This is a genomic window from Paenibacillus sonchi (assembly GCF_016772475.1).
GTDB classification, from domain to species: Bacteria; Bacillota; Bacilli; order Paenibacillales; family Paenibacillaceae; genus Paenibacillus_AQ; species Paenibacillus_AQ sonchi.
This window is the reverse complement of the sequence record NZ_CP068595.1, coordinates 5,786,372-5,803,755: the sequence shown is the minus strand read 5'-3', so window position 1 is coordinate 5,803,755 and position 17,384 is coordinate 5,786,372. Positions and strand designations below refer to the sequence as shown.

Genomic DNA, 17,384 nt, shown 5'->3' with positions numbered 1-17,384 from the left:
CCTAATGGAACTTGGAATCGAGCTGGTTCCCAAAGAGCAGCGCCATATCATCAGCAGGCTGATGCAGTTTTATTTATATGACTTTACCCGCTATCTGGAGCTTGAGGTGGACCGTGACGGCGCCTTTCCGGCCTATCCCGGTTTGGAGGCTTACTGGAACAGCGGTACTAATAAATTCGCCTATTTGTTTACCGTGGACGATAATATTGCCGGATTTGCGCTGGTGGACAGGCTGCTTCGCAGTTCAGAGGGACAATTCTATATGACCGAGTTTTTTGTGATGCAAAAATACCGCCGCAGCGGAGTAGGCACATGGGCGGCTCACCGGCTGTTCGATATGTTCCCCGGCGACTGGAAAGTTTCGCAGATTCGGGCCAACACCCCTGCACGCAATTTTTGGCACCGGGTCATTGGTGCGTATACGGGCGGAGAATTCAAAGAACGCTTTAATCCCAAGCAAGGCAATCCCAGTCAATATTTCAGCACATCAAGTATTAACAGAGTGAATAAATAAAAAGATCCAGTTGAATCAGGGACGGAGCTTTATTTTTTCTTTAGATTTATGCCGCTTTTTTCTCCATATTGCTGTTGTATCATGAACCCATAAGGCGTTGAAAGAGACAGGAGTGGGAGCATGAGAATGAGACAATGGATGAAAATGGGGCTGGCGGTGGCGATTGTGGCGCAAGCGGCGGCGATGCAGCCAATATCTGCGCAAGCGGCGGCGATGCAGCCAGAGCCTGCACAGGCACAAGCGGTGAAGGTACAGCCGGAGCAAACGGTGGTGCAGGCAGCGAAGCTACCGCCAAAGGAGGTGCGGTCGCTGCCGCACGCAGCGGACACCCCGCCGGAGAAGCACGAAGAAGCAGCCGCTATGCGGGAACGTGAGCGGTTGGAGCAGCAGACCGATGAATTTATGAAGACAGCGATGGACAAGTACCATGTGCCGGGCGTAACTTTGGCGGTGGTCAAGGATGGTGCAATCCTGCTGGAGAAGGGCTACGGATATGCGGATGTGGAGGCCAAGGTTCCGGTAGACCCGTACAAGACCCGCTTCAGCATCGCTTCGGTGTCCAAAGTTTTTACGGCTACAGCTGCCTTGCAGCTGGCGGAGCAGGGAAAACTGGACCTGGATGCGGATGTGAACCGCTATTTGCCAGATTCGCTGCAAGTGGCCAACCCTTACAAAACTCCGCTGACCATGAAACGTTTGCTGACGAATACGGGGGGTTCGGCAATGCCGAACAACGCGAAGGTGCCTGGTCGGACACGGTGCCGGTGCAGCGGGTTCCGCTTGAGCAGACCCTGCAGAAGCTGCTGCCGCTGCTGGTGAGGGCACCGGGAGATGCGGTGCAGTATAGCAATGAAGGATTTACACTCGCCGGATATATTGTGGAAAGAGCAAGCGGCCTGTCTTACGATGAGTATATCCGCCAGCATATTTTTGCTCCTCTGCATATGGACAACAGCTTGTCCTATCTTACGCCGGAGCGTTTGCACCAGCAATTGGCCCAGGGATATTCTTACGATAAAGGGTTTGTCAAAATGAAGCAGGGGGAGGTTCTGACCTATCCCGCCGGCTCCATCTGGTCAACCGCTGACGATATGGGCAAGTTTGTTTTGGCCCATCTGCAGGGTGGAGGGCAAGGGGAAAGCGCGATTTTACAACAAGATACCGCTAAGCAGATGCACTCGCCGCAATATTCCGCGCATCCCTTTATGGCCGGTTATGCCTACGGCTTTTTTCAAAACTATAAAAACCCCGCCATTCTGGTTCATCCCGGAGATACAGAGGCTTTTTCCAGCCTGGTATCGATCATGCCCTCCAAAGGAATCGGGTTTTTCATCGGCTGCAACTCCCAATACGAGGGAGACGGCGGAACCCTGCGGGATGCCTTTGAGGAACAGTTCTACTCCTTTTTCGGAGTAAGTATGGATCAGCCGCTGGCCACATCGACCGGGGAGGCACCGGAACCCGCTGCAAGCATTCAATCCTATGCCGGTACATATGCCATGGTGATCAGCGAAGGACTGGGTCCGGGAGTTTCCAAGCTGCGGTACCGGATGATGACACCCGGAGTGACCGTCAGTGCGCAAGGGGAGGTTACCCTGAAATCCGCGGGTGAGGAGCTGAACGGGCAATACACACAGATTGGCAAGCAAATTTTCTACAATCCAAAGGTCAATAAATATCTTGTGCTTAAAGAAGGGGAGAGCGGCAGCAAATATCTCGTGCTCGACACTACAGTACCCTACCAGGCGTTTGTTAAGCTGGATTCTTGGGAAGCAGGGGCCGGAGGACTGGCTTGGAAAATAGCGCTGGCCGGTGCATTGCTGGGCCTTATAGCCGGAGTGATTGCCATTTGCAGACGCAAAAAAACGGGAGCGGAGCGAATGCGTCTGCGGCACAGGCTTCCTGCCTATCTTATCGCTCCGCTTATTCTTGGCGCGGCAGCAGTCACTCTGCTCGGCGTTTTCTCTGAAAGCCGTGCGGTACAGGGCCATTGGCTGCTTGCAGCCAACATTCTTGCAGCGGGGATCGCAGCAGGCATAGCGTGCTCGGCGGGATTTACGGTAAAATATGGGCGAAGCAAAAAACTGCATCTCTATGACGCAGCAGTCATTCTGGGATTGGGACTGGCCGGAGCCAGCGCGATCCTCTACATGTATCTGATGAAGCTGCTGCTCTTTGTTTAGAGAGACAGGGAAGAAAGGCGGCTGGCCGAGATGTGCGCCCGGATTTTAATTGTAGATGACGACCGGACGATTGTGGACTTTTTATCCATATTTCTTGAACGGGAAGGGTACAGCATTACGTCCTGCTATGATGGGGTGACGGCGCTGGACCACATTCGGACGGAGGCATTTCAGCTCATTTTGCTGGATATTATGATGCCGGCCATGAATGGTTTTGATCTGATCAGCCGGATTCGGGAAATCTCGCAGGTTCCGGTGATTTTCCTGACTGCCAAGGATCAGCAGGAGGATAAAATCAGGGGATTCATTGCCGGTTGCGATGATTATGTGACGAAGCCCTTTGATCTGACGGAGCTTTCTTTACGGATTTCGGCGATCCTAAAACGCAGGCCGGCAGCCGCTGAACAGCCGGCTGCAGCTCCGGGGGAGCTGCAGATTAAGGATATTACGCTGTTGCCGGAGGAACATGCCGTGTCCAAAAATGGTGTGGAGATCAACATGACGCCCAAAGAATATGGAATATTGCTGCTGCTGGCCAGGAACAAGGGCCGGGTGTTTACCTCACGCGATATTTATGAGCTCGTTTGGGAGGATGCCTATCTGGAGAGCGACAACACCGTGCTTACCCATATCCGCAATCTGCGGGAAAAGCTGGGTGATACCGTCAAAAATTCCAAGTACATCAGAACGGTTTGGGGTGTTGGTTATAAAGTGGACAAAGAAGTTTAAAACAGGACTGGTCGGGGAGCTGGTCCTGATTTTTATTCTGTCGCTGGCTGCCACGCTGGCCGCAGTTTCATTAACAGCTCATTTTCTGAAAGGCTCGGCGTTATTTTATCCGGTGCAGACCGATGCGGAACGGATTATGAACTACCGGGAGAAGGTTGGCAACCCGCTCGCGGCCTGGCTGGATGCCCGGGCAGACGAGGCCGTTATTCCCCGTCAGCTGGAGCAGGAGCTGCGGGAGAAGTTTCCCCCGGCTACAGCAAAAGCTTTAGGGCGGCAGAGGAAGTAGTCGTGTCTGTGGTAAACGAGCAGGGGGAACTGCTGCAAGCCAATTCAAATGTTGTCATTGTCCGCTCCGGGGATTCATTGCCGGGGGCAAGGCGCTGCATTCAGCCACAGAATATCCCCCTGCGCCGGAAGCTGGTGGTTTCGTGATCGGCAATCCGGAGGAGGAGCAGGTCTACAATATCATTTTTTACACCCCAAGAAGGCATCAACATCAGTTATAACAACAGCTCCGGCACAAAACTGCAGGAAACCCGGAAGCTGGGGAACGGGCTATATCTGGTGGCTGCAAGCACGATTACTTATACTGAGAATCCCGTATCTGCGCTGGGTGTTGTTGTGTTTCTGCTGCTTTTTTATCTTGGTGTCCGGGGGAGAATCCGGTATATGCGTACTCTCGAACGGGGCACGCATGCGCTTTACGCAACAGACTTTGAGGCCCGCATTCCGCTAAAATACAACAACGAGCTTTCTACAATGGCTGCAGCGCTGAATGATATGGCGGAACAAATTGTAGCAAGCCGGAGCAAGGAGAAGGATTTTCTGCTCAATATTTCCCATGATCTGCGCACGCCGCTAACTTCCATCATGGGCTTTCTCAGTCTGCTCAAAGAAAAATCGTATGACAATGAGCCGGAAAAGGAGCGGTACATTGAGGTTCTGGAGGAGCGGACAGGTTACTTAAAGAAGCTGATTGACGAGTTTTTTGAAATTTCGCAGCTGAAATGGAAGCCCGCGGTGTTGAACAAGAGCAGGGTGAACATGCAGGAGCTGCTGCGCCAGGTTGTGGAGGGGTATCATCCCCAAAGCAAGGACAGGCGTATTGAGACGGTTCTGCTGCTGCCGGATCAGTCGGTGCATGTGGAGATTGACGCTGACCTTTTCGTCCGGGTGCTGGAAAATCTGCTCTCCAACGCCTTCAAATACAGCCGTGCAGATACGGAGCTTACCATCCGCCTCCGGGAACCGGTGGCGGAGAACCGCCGTCAATGTCTGCTGCAGCTGGAATTGTGGAGCACACCGGCCCAAACGATGGAGAGCGGGGAGCTGAACAGGCTGTTTGATCGGTTCTACAAAGGGGATTCGTCGCGGACTGGTGAAGGTGCAGGCTTAGGCCTGTCCATTGCTGCGGAGATTATCAGGCTGCATGGCGGCAGGCTGGACGCGCAGATTGAAGGAGAACGCCTCGGAATGATGATCGAGCTTTTTATGGAGAAATAACAGCGGCATGAAAAAAAGTGCAACTTGTAGAGTTTTCCAGCGTCTGTACTTAGAGGTGATTGATCATGCCCCATATCCAAAAAATCGTCTGGATTGGTTGTTTATCTGCAATGGCCGCCATTAGTGCAGGCTGCAGCAACATCACAGATTCTAACGTTCCGGGAGCAAAAAGCAGTCCGGCACAGCCGGCAACGGTCCCCGCCGCTGCGCCAACAACTGCAGCCCCGGCAGCTTCGCCTACTGCTGAATCCTCCCCTTTGCCTGCTGCAAAGTCTGTTGCGTTGATCCAGGGTGAAGTCCCTGAATACGATGGGAGCGGGCGGTCATATCTGGTTACAGGCACGGAGCTGCAGGCGAAATATTCTGCCGACCAGAGCTTGCCGCTGGCCGTTTTTATGCCGGAGAATATGAGCCGTTTTGAACAGAACGGCCGAACCGCATGGGGGACCAGCGACAAAGAAAATTGGATATCATTTCGTGTGTCAAATGAGGACGAGTCCGCCCAAGCCGGGAAGGACAAGCCAGAAATAGCCGGCAGCGATGCTGTCCTGCAACAGTATAAGGAATACCAGGGCGGCTATTCCGATGGTAACAGCAGGGTGGACGTGTTCAAAATCCAAGCCCAAAAACAAGTCTACCAGGCAGAAATCCGAACCACTGCAGAGCAGCGGAAAGAGCTTTTGCCTCTGTTCGTGAATGTCCTGAGAGAAGTGCAGTACATGAAGAAGCAGCCGCCGCTGGTGGCCGGGGTTTTTGTTCAGGAGCCCGATGTCGGGAAGAGCAAAGAGAACCGGCAGATGCTGAAGGAGGTAATGAACTGTCTCGAAGCTATTGTGGCGCATGACAAAGAGAAGTTTCTGAGCACGATGCATTCACCCGAAATCGGGGAGTATTTGCTGTTTTTCGTTGAGAATTCAACAGTCTACCGTTTTACAGAGTTGACGTATGAGGGAATTGCTGCGGAAGGCACGCAGCGGGCAACCTTTAATGTGCGCTATCAGTTCATGACGGATGAAGGCTACCAGGCGGATCAGAACTATGGAATCTATTTGCTGCGCAACAAGCAAGGCGAATGGAAGGTAGCCAATATTGATTGATATTAATCTAGTTACGTAATGAATATTATGTAAACTTATGTGAAACATTTGTATGAGACACTTACGGGAAGTTAACATTAGTTAGGCCGGAAAATCACTTAAGCCTGAATAAACCCATCAATGAAGGGGTTATTCAGGCTTTTCGCCGTCGCTATGTGCGGGCAGTGGGGACAGCGGCGTCACCCAGATTTTGTAGAGTATGCCTTCACTGTTGAGATCATAATCCGCATGGACAAGGAACTGGGGAACAGAAATCGTATTCAGCCGGGTGAGTTCAAAGGCAAGAACATGAGCCAGCATCCAGTCGGTCGTCTGATAGCCGGAATAAAGGTAACGAATTTCCAAAAGTGGACCGCTTGTAGTCCATTCATATGCTTCATGAAGACTGTCGACGCTCATGGTTTCTTTGTGCCAGACGATATTTTCCGGCGTTATACCATGGGGGGAGTGGGGGAGACCTGCCATATTCGGATCTGGGCTTTTTATGATTTCCTCATAACTTACCTCTTTTTGGTGATTATCTTCTTTCAATCAACATACCTCCCAACCATACAATTACCTTATTATAGCAAAAAAACGTCAAGAATTCTGTCTGGATATCCATGATTCTCAACATCCGATAATCAACATTCAATATAATAGTTAACATAATAATAACTATGTAGACCTTTGTCGAGCGAACGCAGCCGAAGTATTGGAGAATCATTCATACTACCATTCTTCCAGCTCATTGCGCCGATATACTCTTCTCTGCTGCCAACTGGCAACATATGAACTTGAGCGTGGCTGGTACCACCTAAGGATGGACTGGTTGCTACAAGGGATGACTTACTCCATCTCCACGAATAACCGCGATGTGATGTTAACCTGTACGGCCTACATGGATACATACCTACATCAGATACTTCAATAATAAAGTAGTCTTTTCACAACGATTATGTGTGCTCCAGCACGAATTCGATCCATCTATACAATGGTTTTATTATCCTCCAAGAACTCTATCCTCAATAACAGGGGCTGGCACTTCTTGCATTTCAACTGCTTCACCCGAAGTTAAGCTGTGGATTTCGTTTGGGTTGGAGTCGAGATATTTATACTCTTCTATTGAAGAGGAACTGCCGATAATGTTACCGCGTATATCTTTTTCGAAAATCTCTCTTTTGATAGGGAGACCAGTTTCTTTATCAATAGTTACCACTTCCTTATGCAACTTATCTTCTGAGACTGCTTGTGTGAGATCAGATTCAGCAGAGGAGGAACGAGAGTTGGACTCAACAATATTCCAGTTTTGACTATGGAGTTCTTCTTTTTGTTTTTCAAGTAATGAAATTCCAAGTAATTTTTCATTTTCAGCAGATAAGTTCTCTGGCATGGTCCAGGTTCTCCCCACCAGTTTGCCAGTCTCAATATCCCGACCAATGGAAGTGATCTTTTTCCCTTTATCTTCGATAATGATTTTACTTTGGAGTTTGTTATTCCGATACTCTTCGGTAACTTCTGTAAGGCTTTCTCGATCACGGATTCGTACGGTGTAAGATCCGTCTGATGAGGTTACTTTTATATATTCAATTTTACTGCTGCTGGCCGCTTTATCTGCAGCAGCGGTGACTACACTTTGTGCACTTACCACATTTGGTGTACTAGGATAAAAATATCCCGTGGCTACAACTACTACTATTACTAAAGGAACAGTTATAAGAGCTGCTAATTTTTTATTTTTCATGAAGGTTGCCTCCTTTTTTATTCGGCTTTCAAATCCCATCCATTAACATAGCCTGACTCCATATTGCCTTGGTAATCTCTCAATCTCCATGCATTTGGATTACACGTATCAGCCTTTAATTCTGGATCAAAGTTTTGCAAATAATAATTAGCGCTGAACCCCTTAATAGCTCCAGATAAATTGGTACATGAAGAGCTGTACATGATGGTAACTCGGCTGGTTTTGGCAACATATGCGTCACTGTAATTGAACACTGTTGGTCCTACTGTATTATAATAAGCAGACCAACCGAGAGCAGCATTCGCGTAATACCCAATACTTGGATTAGGATAGTAATTTCTTAACCATTCTTGATTATCTGCGGAGATCGGCGGAGTACCACCTCCGTTAGGAGTATAATTAACAAGATCAGTTCCCATGCTTACCTGAGCAATGATTGGATAAGATGTTCCAGGACCACTTCGTACATTGAGTCCAGACGTTTTAACATCATACACAACAATCAAGACAACTAAAGCAACTAAACATTTGCTCCAGATTCCTCTGTGTTTTACCACAATTTATTACCTCCACCAAATTATGTATAAGTATATACTATCAAAACCAAATCAAGTAATATGTAATAATTTGACTTTAAATAAAATTATTTAAAAATATAACTTTATTTTGCGGAAAATTACCGAATCCAGCTCCGAAATGGCGGTGCTAAATGGCTAAGAAAAGGAAGTTCACAGGATAAGCAACCAGCTCAGTTCCAAAGGTGTGCACGGGTATTTTCCTTGAAAGTAAAGGAATAAGAGCTGCAGCTATAGGGGGGCGTGGAGATAAAACTGAAAAACCGTTTCGTCGTCTTCTCTATACATAACACGACGAAATAGGATATAATAGAAGAGTGAAAGCCGCATTCCACCGTTTGATAAGAGCGGATTTTTTCGTCGTGTTATATAATTGGGAAGGAGATACATATGCTTGAAGAATTTCTACATCATCTAGAGATAAAAGGGCTTTCCCATAAAACGGTAAAAAGCTATAGTGTGAGCTGGAAACGATTTGAAACCTGGATGCAGTCTACTTCACCGGATCATCCGATCGAGGCTGCCTATGCGACCCAAAGGGACATCGCTGATTTCAAACGGCATCTGTTGGTTGCAGGGGAAGAGGAGGCAAGCCGGCTTCGCCGGCAACCAATCAGCTCACGTTCGTGCACCTCAACGCCATCTTTCGTTTTTTTGCCGAACAAGGATACATCGCTGACAATCCGGTTGGATCGATCAAAAAGCCAGCAAGAGCTCGCCGTGCTCCAAAGTGGCTTACCCGCAATGAGCAGAATGCGCTGCTGCGGGAAGTTCGGAACCTGGCGGGGAAACGGGAGAATGCGATTGTGCTGACCTTTCTTCGCTTAGGGCTCCGCGTGCATGAGCTTTGTGATCTGCAAATTACTGATCTCACGTTAAGCGACAGGAAGGGAACAGCCTACATCCGGGGGAAGGGGGATAAGGATCGGGAGCTGCCCATAAACTCTGAACTGCGGGCTGTGCTGCAGAACTACCTAAAAGAGAGGGATTCCTCCAGCCCGTACCTTTTCGTGTCAAGAAGATCCGAAAAATGTTCGGAACGCGGAATACAGCATATGATCGAAAAATATCGGCAGCGGACTCAAATCCCTCACCTGACCTGTCATGCCTTAAGACACACCTTTGGGCATGACCTGGCAACTGCGAAACCGCCGGTTCCCCTTGATCGAGTGGCCATGCTCATGGGCCATTACAAGGAAGATGGCACACCGAATATCGAAATGACTATGATTTATACGACTCCTGGTGTTGAGGATCTGGAAGCAGCTGTCGAGTCGATCAGCTGGACTTAATGAATTGTAGACGCATATAGCTTAGGAAAAGAAAGGTGGAAACGTGGATACACGAGTAAAATGGCGTATTGTCTGCCCCTTGTGCAATAGCAAACGAGAGACAATTGAAATTATACGCAAGAAGAATTATTAAAAAAAGGGTGCGCACTGACGACTCTTACACCCCAAAGTGTTCAGCAACTTTGCACCAAATGTCTAGGATCATATAGCGGTGTCATTCTGTAAAATTTTTACGCAGTACGAAGATTATATGAATTAAGGTTTGTCAAAAAAGATATAAATGATGGAGAGGTTACAATATGAATAATGAATTATTGAATGATTTAGTGTTGTCCGTAAAAAGTCAGAATCTTCATGTGCTGAATGTAATTGTTAGACAAGATGGTAATATAATTGCTAAACATGATTTTAAAGAAGAAAAGCCTACTCTCTTGTATTCAGTAAGTAAGACGTTTACATCAATGGCAGTCGGTATTGCTATTAGTGAAGGTTACTTTAAAATTAGTGACCTCGTTATAGATTTTTTCCCAGATATTCAACATGTACCAATAAATGAATATCTAAAAGAGATGACTATTCATGATTTGCTCTGTATGGGAACTGGACATGCAGAATGCCCAGTTATGAAGGCAGATTGGAGTAACGGTAAAGAATGGGATATTTCTCAATTGTTCTTTTATGAACCGATTATATTCAAACCAGGTACTCACTTTACATATAACAATGCTTCAACATATATGCTTTCAAAAATCATAAGCAGTACTACGGGGAGTAACCTAAATGAATATTTGGATGAAAAAATATTCAGACATTTAGATATACCGAAACCTAAATGGGATACATGTCCAAAAGGAATTTCTCAAGGATTTTCAGGGCTATATTTAACAGCGGAGCAATTATCAAGATTTGGTCAATTGATTCTTGATAAAGGAATTTGGAAGGGTAAGCAACTTATTCCTTCAAGTTATATTGAACAAGCAACATCTGTCCAAATAAAAACCAATGATTTTACCCCGTATTTTGCTACGGCAGACCATCATCAAGGTTACGGTTATCAAATATGGATGAACTCATATTCTAATTCATATCGTATGGATGGTTTATATGGTCAATATGTTGTAATGCTACCAGAGAAGAATGCAGTTATAACATATATTTCAGATGAACCACAAAATATGACAGGGGTTCTTGAACTTACATGGGATACTTTAATAGAGAAACTATAATATTATTGAGAACTAGGTTTAGCCATGATACAGATTCAAGCAAAACGGCTCATTGGCTCTATTGAATAGTTCGAAGATACTGAAACGTAGTCGCATATTGTTCAGGAAGGGGGCGGAGTTATGAAATGGGTTTTGGTTCAGGAGTTCGCCGTATACGCATGAATTTGAATTGGAAAGCGATGATAGAGTAGAACTCAAACTATCATGCCGGGAATCAGAGATCATGCATATGCTGCGTTTAACGTTTGGGTGAGATTATCCGTCACCTTGCTGATCAAATGATCTTTTAATGTATACTGGTAAAGAATTACAGGATTCTTAGCATCATCTGTCTGACTTAAAAAATCGAAACCTTGACCGTCCTTATGCCAAACTACCGATGTAATCAGTGTAAAGTCTTTCTCAGAAAGATTCGAAAAGGTGTTATCCTCTGTATTGTACAATGCAATGTAACTGGAACCTATGTCACCAATGCCAAAAGCAATTGTATTCCCATCGGGGGACCAATTGTAACTATCTATTTTTTCACTAAAAGCCACTTTATTGGGAAGGTCGTTCAGCACAATCTGTTTTCCGCTTGAAAGACTTAATATAATTAATCTTGATCCTTCATGATCTCTTACATGAACAGCTAACTGGTTGTTTTTCGATAAGCCCACCGACTGAATACCTAATGGTTTTTTATCAAGGTCAATAGTATACTTTCCGTTACTACTTTCTACCGTTATAGTACTAATCACTGTATTGGACTGGGAAACTTGTTCCCCCTCCGCCTTAGAAATTGCGGCGGTAAGCACTACATCCTCTTCTTTCCAAACAATTTGGTTATCAGAATTCTTTATCGTTGGATTGTTTTCTGAAGCATAATATATCGAAGAATCAAACGAATTCCTTCCTGCAGCCTCATTGTCCTCAACTTTTTGAGGAATTGAATTCCCATTTTTACTTTGGGATACATTATTTTGAGGTACGTTACTTTGATTGGTCGCTTCTTTTACATCAGCGTTGTTGTTACAACCCAGTATAGAGGTCAAGGCCAATAAAATAATAGAAAAACTAGCGATCTTATTCATCTCTCGATTTCCACCCTTTCAAGGACTACAGCTGGGAATTCCTATGTTCTAGTGAGCTGCAAAGCCACTTATGGCATTATTATCCTTTTCTCTTCTTATTAGACGCTTATTATTCAATAATGTTTCACTAAACATCAACCCAATCGCTTAAGATCACCAAAAAGCCTGTAATTGATGGTGGCACTACAACTGCTCATAGGCGACGAATGTATCCGGAGGCAGCGTAAGCCGTGGAGCACGGTGAATGTGAGTAACAGCTACCATGTCCGGACCCCGTCAAAGGCGAGCCGTCATCAAGGCCCAGCTGCATCCTAGAAGCAGCTTAAGAGTCCCCTTCAGTTTGAATCCCACCGCTGTCACCGCCTGCCGGCATCCAGGCTTCATCCGGGAGCGGGCTGAAGATTCATGATCCGGTCGCCGTCACATACACGCCAAATGGATTGAATACAAATAACCTCAAGGAGTGTTTTGCCTTGAGGTTATTTGTCATGTCATTAGGAGCTATTTGAATTTTTTTTCTCTTTTTGACTGTCTCCAAATTTATCTAATTCTTCGTACTTACCTTTCCTCTTTGAGTCCAACTCCCGAATGACTTTCGTCAACCTATTGAGAGAATTATCTAATTTGTCTAGCTTATCTCCCATGGTTTGTAGCATATACCGAAGCAGAATAAAACAAATAGCTGCTGGAAAACCGACATTCGTAAGCAAGGAAATTAATTCGTCTATATTCATATTTTCACCCCCTTATAATACTAGGAAGTGAAAATACAACTCTTACACTAATTACTAATTCAGACACATATATTGTGCTATCGTATTAAATATAGGAACATTTGTTCCTAATTTTGGTTGTAGAAGAGATTTAGAAAACTCCTACTTTAATATAAACGTATGCAATAAAAGGGGGATGTTACCATCATATGGGCGTGATTGATTATTATCGACAAGAGCTGAATAGAATCGCTTGGCGGATGCAATATCGTTCAAGAAGAGATTTTAAACGTGAAGTTTCTGTATTATCGACTCCCGAGTTAATGGAACCTTCTTTTTCTGAAAAATCGGAAAATAAAATAGTCATGCAACAATATCTAAACGGATTATCATCTGAACTAGGTAAAAAGGTAATCTTCGAGATTTACATAAACGATAAAACTGAAACTCAAGTTGCACGTGAACTACAAATAAGTCAGCAGGCGGTGAGCAAATGGAAAAAGAAAATGATTCAGGAATTATATCAGAAAATGAATTTTTGAAGCTCTTATTTCTTGTACAGGAACAAAATGATGAAATAGCAACTTTAAAACTGCTCGATTTTTATGAACAAGATATTATTCGTTTATCCAAGTTCATGCGGGTGCCCAAAGAAGAGGCCATCCAAGGTATGAAAGTTGAACTTATCGAACTTTTTAAAAAAAAGTATCCCTCTGGGGAAAATGATTAGAACTGGTTAATCCTTTATAGTGTAAGACAATAGCGATTTACTTCTAGTGGTAAAGTCATAGAACTGATGCATCTGCTACGCTGCCTTTTATAAAAAACCACCACCCACTAAAAGCCCAAGCGACCGACGAAGAGCCTGCCGTTCCATTGGGCTTTTTTGCTGTGCTCACGCTTCGCAACCGTGGGTTACCCGGTGGCACGAAAGGGAAAATGAACTGAAGTGCAAAGGACAAGGCCGGGAGCCATCCCGGCCCCTTTCTTTGTGGGCGTGCCCAGAGGCACGCATTATCTAGTTGGTGAAAATCCAACCAAGGGAGGGGCCAAGCCACCTTTGTAGCTAGGGTGCTTGCATATGGAAAAATCTGTGTGTAAAAGCGCATCGACAAAAGTATCAGTCAGAGACTGGGCGAGCAACAATCCAGGCCGCAATATCAAGTGAATCCTGCCGTGTCGTCAAAAAGGCCCTGCGAAGGGGAAAAGAGGGAGCCGAGTCTCACCAGCAAGCTACATTTTAGATAAGGTGGATGATACTCATGGAAAAAGCTAAGGTTATCGGTTTTGTACAGGAAGCATGGAAGGCATTTCAGTCAGCAACTCGAGGCTTGCCGAGTATTATACGATTTACCGAATACGGGAAACTGGCAAGTGATTGTAACAACACACTCTCCTGCTTTTATTGACGTCTCTCGCGATAACACAACCATTATTCGAGTAGAACAGATTAATGGACAAATTTCCGGAACAACGGTATTTCGTCCGGAGAGAGTCAAATTAGATGATGAAGACCGCTCCCTTTTAAAGCTTATGAACATTTTTGACCCTTATGTTGCCGAATTCTTCTTTGGGGGACGCTGCATTATCGTAGAAGGGGACACGGAATATACGGCGTTTAAGCACATCATGGCAACAAAGCCGGGAATATATAAGGATGTGCATATTATTAGAGCATTAGTCAAAATACTAAATCATTTCGGTTCTCGTTATTCTGTCCTGCATGATAGTGATACACCAACAACCCTTAGAAAAGGAAAAACGATAAAAAATCCAGCATGGGCACATAACGAAAAAATATATGCAGCGATACAGGATCGTCCGCATACTTCAAATGTTCGGCTACTAGCCTCACTGGGGAATTTTGAGAAAGCGTATTTTGGGGAGGAAGTAGGTAGTGAGAAACCCTACAATGCAATTATTCATTTGCAACACAATGAGCAACGATTCGAAAAGGTGGAACAACTGCTGGATGCTCTTCTGGATCATAGTAAAGTTCCGCCTGAAGGTGCGCTTGAATGGACAAGCATTGCTCAGTTAGAGGAGATGGTTGCTGCACAAGCCAGTAAAGAACTAGTAGCTGCAGGAACTGAAGTTACGATAGATGAGGTGTTTTGAGAGCGTAGTAGGTATAAAATAATTCCCAATTTATAGGACTGTACTTTTGTCGAAAAGTCCTATAAATTGGGAATTGGAGCTTGTAATCCGTTCTTTACGTATTAGATGAATTCAGGTAACGACTATATACTTGATAATTCTTGTTGCCCTCAGACAGGTTATAAACCTTCTCAAAGCCCAATTTAATCAGAATATTCTGGGCTGCATTCCCGGTTGTTCTTTTGTTGAAGTAGGTGACAGTACGTTTCTTATTAAAAACAACTCCTAAGGAGTTGTTTTTTTTGTGGTCAGAAGGGGCTTTGTCGGCAATGGGACCATGTTCTTGTCCACCGATAAGGGGCGGCGGCTTTTATTATGTCATTAGTTTATATTTAGTCTACATATGTACAAAATACAGCTTTTGTGCAGCCGATACGACTCAAGAATTCAGCTCGAAACAGACATATAATGAATATTACAACATATGAAAAATTCACAATAACAAAGCAAAAACCACACACCACCCACCAACCACCAACCTCGCTCAAATACACCATACAGCGGTCCTTGTATACTTAAAAACAGAAAAAGGTGGGGGTGCCCGGCTCCCAAACCAGCTATGTAATGTCAAGCCAATTTTCGGGTGATCTCAAAAGCAGCCTCAGCGGCGTTTGCGGCATGCTCCAGTGAAATAATGGAGGGGGTGCCATTGGTGAAGCCTTGGAGCGCGTAGCGCAAGCTTTTTTCATAAGGATTGCCTTGATCCAGTACAATCTCCTGTTTACCGGCCGGTCCATATTCGTACAACGTGGCTTCCACTTTGCCGTCCGGATAATCTACTTCATGGAACACAAGCTTAGCTTGTTCAAAATAGGCTTCATATCCCACCGTGAACGGATAAGCTTCTGGCATTTGCGAGGAAACAAGGATTTCGGCAGAAAATTGTGGTGTGTCAAAATCCGCATGGACCAGCGCTTGGCCGTCTTTGCTGCTGCTTCCCCAGATGGAGGAGATTGGAGGATTGCCAAGCAGCCAGGTTACCATGTCCAGTTCATGGATCATGAGGTTTGCCGCAATTTTACCCAGACCCAGATCGCCCCATAAGGGTGCGGTTTCTCTTTTCAGGGTTACGTGCAGCAGCTTGCCGTATTGTCCGCTGTTTACGGATTCATACAAACGGGTATAGGCATGATCAAATTTGATGAACTGATTGACCATGATCCGCTTTCCATAACGTTCCTCTGCTTGCCGCATAGCCAATGCATCCGCACTGCTCAGGCAAACCGGAGTTTCGCAAAATACATGTTTTCCGGCTTTCAGCGCCTGGATGGCGTATTGACTGTGCAGATGAGATGGCAGGCAAATATCGATCAGATCCAGCGAGGGATCGGATATAATCTCTTCAATGGAGGTTGTAATTTCAACTCCGAGTTCCTCCTTCAGCTTGTCCAGCTTGGCTTCATTTCTGCCAAAGATGACGATGCGAGTGACACCTTCCATTTTCGCCAATAGGCTTGCATGATAGGCTCCAAAGCCTGTTCCCAGTATGCCAATATTCATTTACAGCAGCTCCTTTCTTTGATACATTCATCATACACAAGTAATGTTGACAACAGAGTGGCGAGAATAGTGTGACCATGGCAAAACTTTTTTACTATCGCATGAGGGGGGAAATATGAGGCTGCATCGCTTGATTGCAATCCTTCTGCTGATTGAATCCAGAGGGAAAATGAAGGCAAATGAGCTGGCGGACGCGCTTGAAACCTCAGTTCGCTCCATATACAGAGACGTTGATGTCTTGGCAGAATCCGGGATTCCTATGGTAACAACCCCTGGGCCGGGAGGCGGGATCTCTCTAATGGAAGGTTACTCAGTCAACCTGCAGAAGCTGCACGGTGAAGAGGTGATCAATCTGTACTTGACAGGGATGGGTATCCCTTTTGATGCTCAGACCGAATCCGGGCTGAAGCTAAAAAACGCGCTGCTCAAGCTCGAAAATACTTTGCCCGCTGCCTATCAGAAGGATATTCACAAAGCCAAAACCCGGTTTTATTATGATAACGCCCCCTGGTGGGAGGAACGGGCCGAGCTTCCTTGCCTGGAGCAGCTTCGCTCAGCCGTCTGGAGATGCCGGTTGCTCCGCATTCATTACCGTAAGGTTAATGGGGAGCTGACCTCCCGCATTCTGCATCCCTATGGAATGATTGTGAAGCAGGGAGAGTGGTATTTGGCCGCTTTTTGCGAGGCAGCGGAAGAGGTTCGTACGTTCAAATGTGAGCGGATTGTATCCGTTGAAGCGGTGGATGGGCAATATACAGTCCCGGCAGATTTCTCCCTGGAGGAATATTGGCTGCGCGGGAATGATGTTTTTAAGCAAAACTGTAAGCAAGATGAGTTCTACCCTGTGGTAGTGCGGGCAGCCAAGGACCGGCAGCAGGGCTTAAGACAGTATGAGATCGCCGAAGTCAAAGAAACCGAAGAACACCTGGAGTTTACACTGAATCTGTACAGCTATGAATCGGCGTGCAGGCAGGTAATGAATCTGCTGAATGATGCGGAAATCATGCAGCCTCCTGAGATCAGGGAATATATTAAAGAGCAGCTTGTATTATTGCAAAAGGTGTATGTTTAACAAAGCTCATGGAGCGAGATAACATAT

20 protein-coding genes and 2 pseudogenes are annotated in these 17,384 nt (G+C 45.7%); 15 read left to right on the top strand and 7 right to left on the bottom strand.

Translation table 11 applies throughout. The features are described 5' to 3' along the window. The first annotated feature begins 4 nt into the window (after positions 1-4). From JI735_RS25910 to JI735_RS25875, 8 genes are all read left to right on the top strand, one after another. Positions 5-514, top strand: a complete 510-nt coding sequence (locus JI735_RS25910; RefSeq protein ID WP_039835445.1) for a GNAT family N-acetyltransferase — start codon at positions 5-7, stop codon at positions 512-514. A 120-nt stretch (positions 515-634) separates the two neighbouring features. Then, complete coding sequence (locus JI735_RS37050; protein ID WP_202676577.1) at positions 635-1,333, top strand: serine hydrolase domain-containing protein; 699 nt, start codon at positions 635-637, stop codon at positions 1,331-1,333. Next, the gene (locus tag JI735_RS25900) at positions 1,273-2,697 is read left to right on the top strand and encodes a serine hydrolase domain-containing protein (protein ID WP_202676576.1); all 1,425 of its coding nucleotides are present in this window, start codon (positions 1,273-1,275) and stop codon (positions 2,695-2,697) included. The genes JI735_RS37050 and JI735_RS25900 overlap by 61 nt, the downstream gene beginning before the upstream one ends. 30 nt (positions 2,698-2,727) lie before the next feature. Next, positions 2,728-3,426: a response regulator transcription factor gene (locus tag JI735_RS25895; protein ID WP_202676575.1), complete on the top strand. Its 699-nt coding sequence runs from the start codon at positions 2,728-2,730 to the stop codon at positions 3,424-3,426. Beyond that, on the top strand, positions 3,395-3,712 hold the full coding sequence (locus JI735_RS25890; protein ID WP_202676574.1) for a hypothetical protein: 318 nt from the start codon (positions 3,395-3,397) through the stop codon (positions 3,710-3,712). Before JI735_RS25895 ends, JI735_RS25890 begins: the two co-directional genes overlap by 32 nt. 2 nt (positions 3,713-3,714) lie before the next feature. Then, on the top strand, positions 3,715-3,858 hold the full coding sequence (locus JI735_RS25885; protein WP_202676573.1) for a hypothetical protein: 144 nt from the start codon (positions 3,715-3,717) through the stop codon (positions 3,856-3,858). A gap of 132 nt (positions 3,859-3,990) precedes the next feature. Next, a complete protein-coding gene (locus JI735_RS25880; protein WP_202676572.1) occupies positions 3,991-4,929 on the top strand; it encodes a sensor histidine kinase in 939 nt (312 codons plus the stop codon). A 65-nt stretch (positions 4,930-4,994) separates the two neighbouring features. After that, entirely contained in the window at positions 4,995-6,026 is a 1,032-nt protein-coding gene (locus JI735_RS25875; RefSeq protein WP_039835437.1) for a hypothetical protein, read from the top strand. A gap of 129 nt (positions 6,027-6,155) precedes the next feature. Here the strand turns inward: JI735_RS25875 and JI735_RS25870 are convergent, their stop codons facing one another. The 3 genes from JI735_RS25870 to JI735_RS25860 form a co-directional block, all read right to left on the bottom strand. Continuing rightward, positions 6,156-6,557, bottom strand: a complete 402-nt coding sequence (locus JI735_RS25870; protein ID WP_233476067.1) for a hypothetical protein — start codon at positions 6,555-6,557, stop codon at positions 6,156-6,158. A 451-nt stretch (positions 6,558-7,008) separates the two neighbouring features. Beyond that, positions 7,009-7,749, bottom strand: coding sequence for a hypothetical protein (locus tag JI735_RS25865; RefSeq protein WP_039835435.1), 741 nt, complete (start codon positions 7,747-7,749; stop codon positions 7,009-7,011). A gap of 17 nt (positions 7,750-7,766) precedes the next feature. Next, the gene (locus JI735_RS25860; RefSeq protein WP_051051766.1) at positions 7,767-8,306 is read right to left on the bottom strand and encodes an SH3 domain-containing protein; all 540 of its coding nucleotides are present in this window, start codon (positions 8,304-8,306) and stop codon (positions 7,767-7,769) included. 408 nt (positions 8,307-8,714) lie between these two features. On the opposite strand from JI735_RS25860, the pseudogene JI735_RS38000 reads away from it, so the two are divergent. From JI735_RS38000 to JI735_RS25850, 3 genes and pseudogenes are all read left to right on the top strand, one after another. Continuing rightward, positions 8,715-8,918: pseudogene (locus tag JI735_RS38000) on the top strand (site-specific integrase); the annotation flags it as partial. 32 nt (positions 8,919-8,950) lie between these two features. Next, on the top strand, positions 8,951-9,616 hold the full coding sequence (locus JI735_RS25855; protein WP_202676571.1) for a tyrosine-type recombinase/integrase: 666 nt from the start codon (positions 8,951-8,953) through the stop codon (positions 9,614-9,616). 299 nt (positions 9,617-9,915) lie between these two features. Continuing rightward, positions 9,916-10,842: a serine hydrolase domain-containing protein gene (locus tag JI735_RS25850; RefSeq protein WP_046503730.1), complete on the top strand. Its 927-nt coding sequence runs from the start codon at positions 9,916-9,918 to the stop codon at positions 10,840-10,842. Positions 10,843-11,063: 221 nt separating this feature from the next. On the opposite strand, the gene JI735_RS25845 is transcribed toward JI735_RS25850, so the two are convergent. Together JI735_RS25845 and JI735_RS25840 are read right to left on the bottom strand one after the other, a co-directional pair. Continuing rightward, the gene (locus JI735_RS25845; protein ID WP_051051346.1) at positions 11,064-11,915 is read right to left on the bottom strand and encodes a hypothetical protein; all 852 of its coding nucleotides are present in this window, start codon (positions 11,913-11,915) and stop codon (positions 11,064-11,066) included. A gap of 494 nt (positions 11,916-12,409) precedes the next feature. Continuing rightward, on the bottom strand, positions 12,410-12,649 hold the full coding sequence (locus JI735_RS25840) for a hypothetical protein (RefSeq protein WP_051051348.1): 240 nt from the start codon (positions 12,647-12,649) through the stop codon (positions 12,410-12,412). Positions 12,650-12,837: 188 nt separating this feature from the next. Here JI735_RS25840 and JI735_RS25835 point away from each other — a divergent pair, with 188 nt between their 5' ends. From JI735_RS25835 to JI735_RS25825, 3 genes are all read left to right on the top strand, one after another. Then, positions 12,838-13,170 carry a hypothetical protein gene (locus tag JI735_RS25835; RefSeq protein ID WP_039832413.1) on the top strand — a complete coding sequence of 111 codons (333 nt, stop codon included), beginning with the start codon at positions 12,838-12,840 and terminating at the stop codon, positions 13,168-13,170. Continuing rightward, complete coding sequence (locus JI735_RS25830; RefSeq protein WP_051051350.1) at positions 13,122-13,358, top strand: hypothetical protein; 237 nt, start codon at positions 13,122-13,124, stop codon at positions 13,356-13,358. Before JI735_RS25835 ends, JI735_RS25830 begins: the two co-directional genes overlap by 49 nt. Positions 13,359-14,002: 644 nt before the next feature. Further along, positions 14,003-14,746: a TOPRIM nucleotidyl transferase/hydrolase domain-containing protein gene (locus JI735_RS25825; RefSeq protein ID WP_051051352.1), complete on the top strand. Its 744-nt coding sequence runs from the start codon at positions 14,003-14,005 to the stop codon at positions 14,744-14,746. Positions 14,747-14,840: 94 nt separating this feature from the next. On the opposite strand, the pseudogene JI735_RS38170 reads toward JI735_RS25825, so the two are convergent. Both JI735_RS38170 and JI735_RS25820 read right to left on the bottom strand, forming a co-directional pair. Next, positions 14,841-14,987, bottom strand: a pseudogene (locus JI735_RS38170) (rhodanese-like domain-containing protein); the annotation flags it as partial. Between the two features lie 365 nt (positions 14,988-15,352). Next, on the bottom strand, positions 15,353-16,285 hold the full coding sequence (locus JI735_RS25820) for a Gfo/Idh/MocA family protein (protein WP_039832414.1): 933 nt from the start codon (positions 16,283-16,285) through the stop codon (positions 15,353-15,355). 115 nt (positions 16,286-16,400) lie between these two features. Here JI735_RS25820 and JI735_RS25815 point away from each other — a divergent pair, with 115 nt between their 5' ends. After that, the gene (locus JI735_RS25815; protein ID WP_039832415.1) at positions 16,401-17,357 is read left to right on the top strand and encodes a helix-turn-helix transcriptional regulator; all 957 of its coding nucleotides are present in this window, start codon (positions 16,401-16,403) and stop codon (positions 17,355-17,357) included. Positions 17,358-17,384 lie beyond the last annotated feature (27 nt).

Coding starts and splice junctions, on each gene's coding strand:
- JI735_RS37050 (WP_202676577.1), top strand. CDS start 635: ATGAGAATGAGACAATGGATGAAAATGGGGCTGGCGGTGGCGATTGTG.
- JI735_RS25815 (WP_039832415.1), top strand. CDS start 16,401: ATGAGGCTGCATCGCTTGATTGCAATCCTTCTGCTGATTGAATCCAGA.
- JI735_RS25845 (WP_051051346.1), bottom strand. CDS start 11,915: ATGAATAAGATCGCTAGTTTTTCTATTATTTTATTGGCCTTGACCTCT.
- JI735_RS25875 (WP_039835437.1), top strand. CDS start 4,995: ATGCCCCATATCCAAAAAATCGTCTGGATTGGTTGTTTATCTGCAATG.
- JI735_RS25895 (WP_202676575.1), top strand. CDS start 2,728: ATGTGCGCCCGGATTTTAATTGTAGATGACGACCGGACGATTGTGGAC.
- JI735_RS25820 (WP_039832414.1), bottom strand. CDS start 16,285: ATGAATATTGGCATACTGGGAACAGGCTTTGGAGCCTATCATGCAAGC.
- JI735_RS25910 (WP_039835445.1), top strand. CDS start 5: ATGGAACTTGGAATCGAGCTGGTTCCCAAAGAGCAGCGCCATATCATC.
- JI735_RS25865 (WP_039835435.1), bottom strand. CDS start 7,749: ATGAAAAATAAAAAATTAGCAGCTCTTATAACTGTTCCTTTAGTAATA.
- JI735_RS25850 (WP_046503730.1), top strand. CDS start 9,916: ATGAATAATGAATTATTGAATGATTTAGTGTTGTCCGTAAAAAGTCAG.
- JI735_RS25830 (WP_051051350.1), top strand. CDS start 13,122: ATGGAAAAAGAAAATGATTCAGGAATTATATCAGAAAATGAATTTTTG.
- JI735_RS25840 (WP_051051348.1), bottom strand. CDS start 12,649: ATGAATATAGACGAATTAATTTCCTTGCTTACGAATGTCGGTTTTCCA.
- JI735_RS25835 (WP_039832413.1), top strand. CDS start 12,838: ATGGGCGTGATTGATTATTATCGACAAGAGCTGAATAGAATCGCTTGG.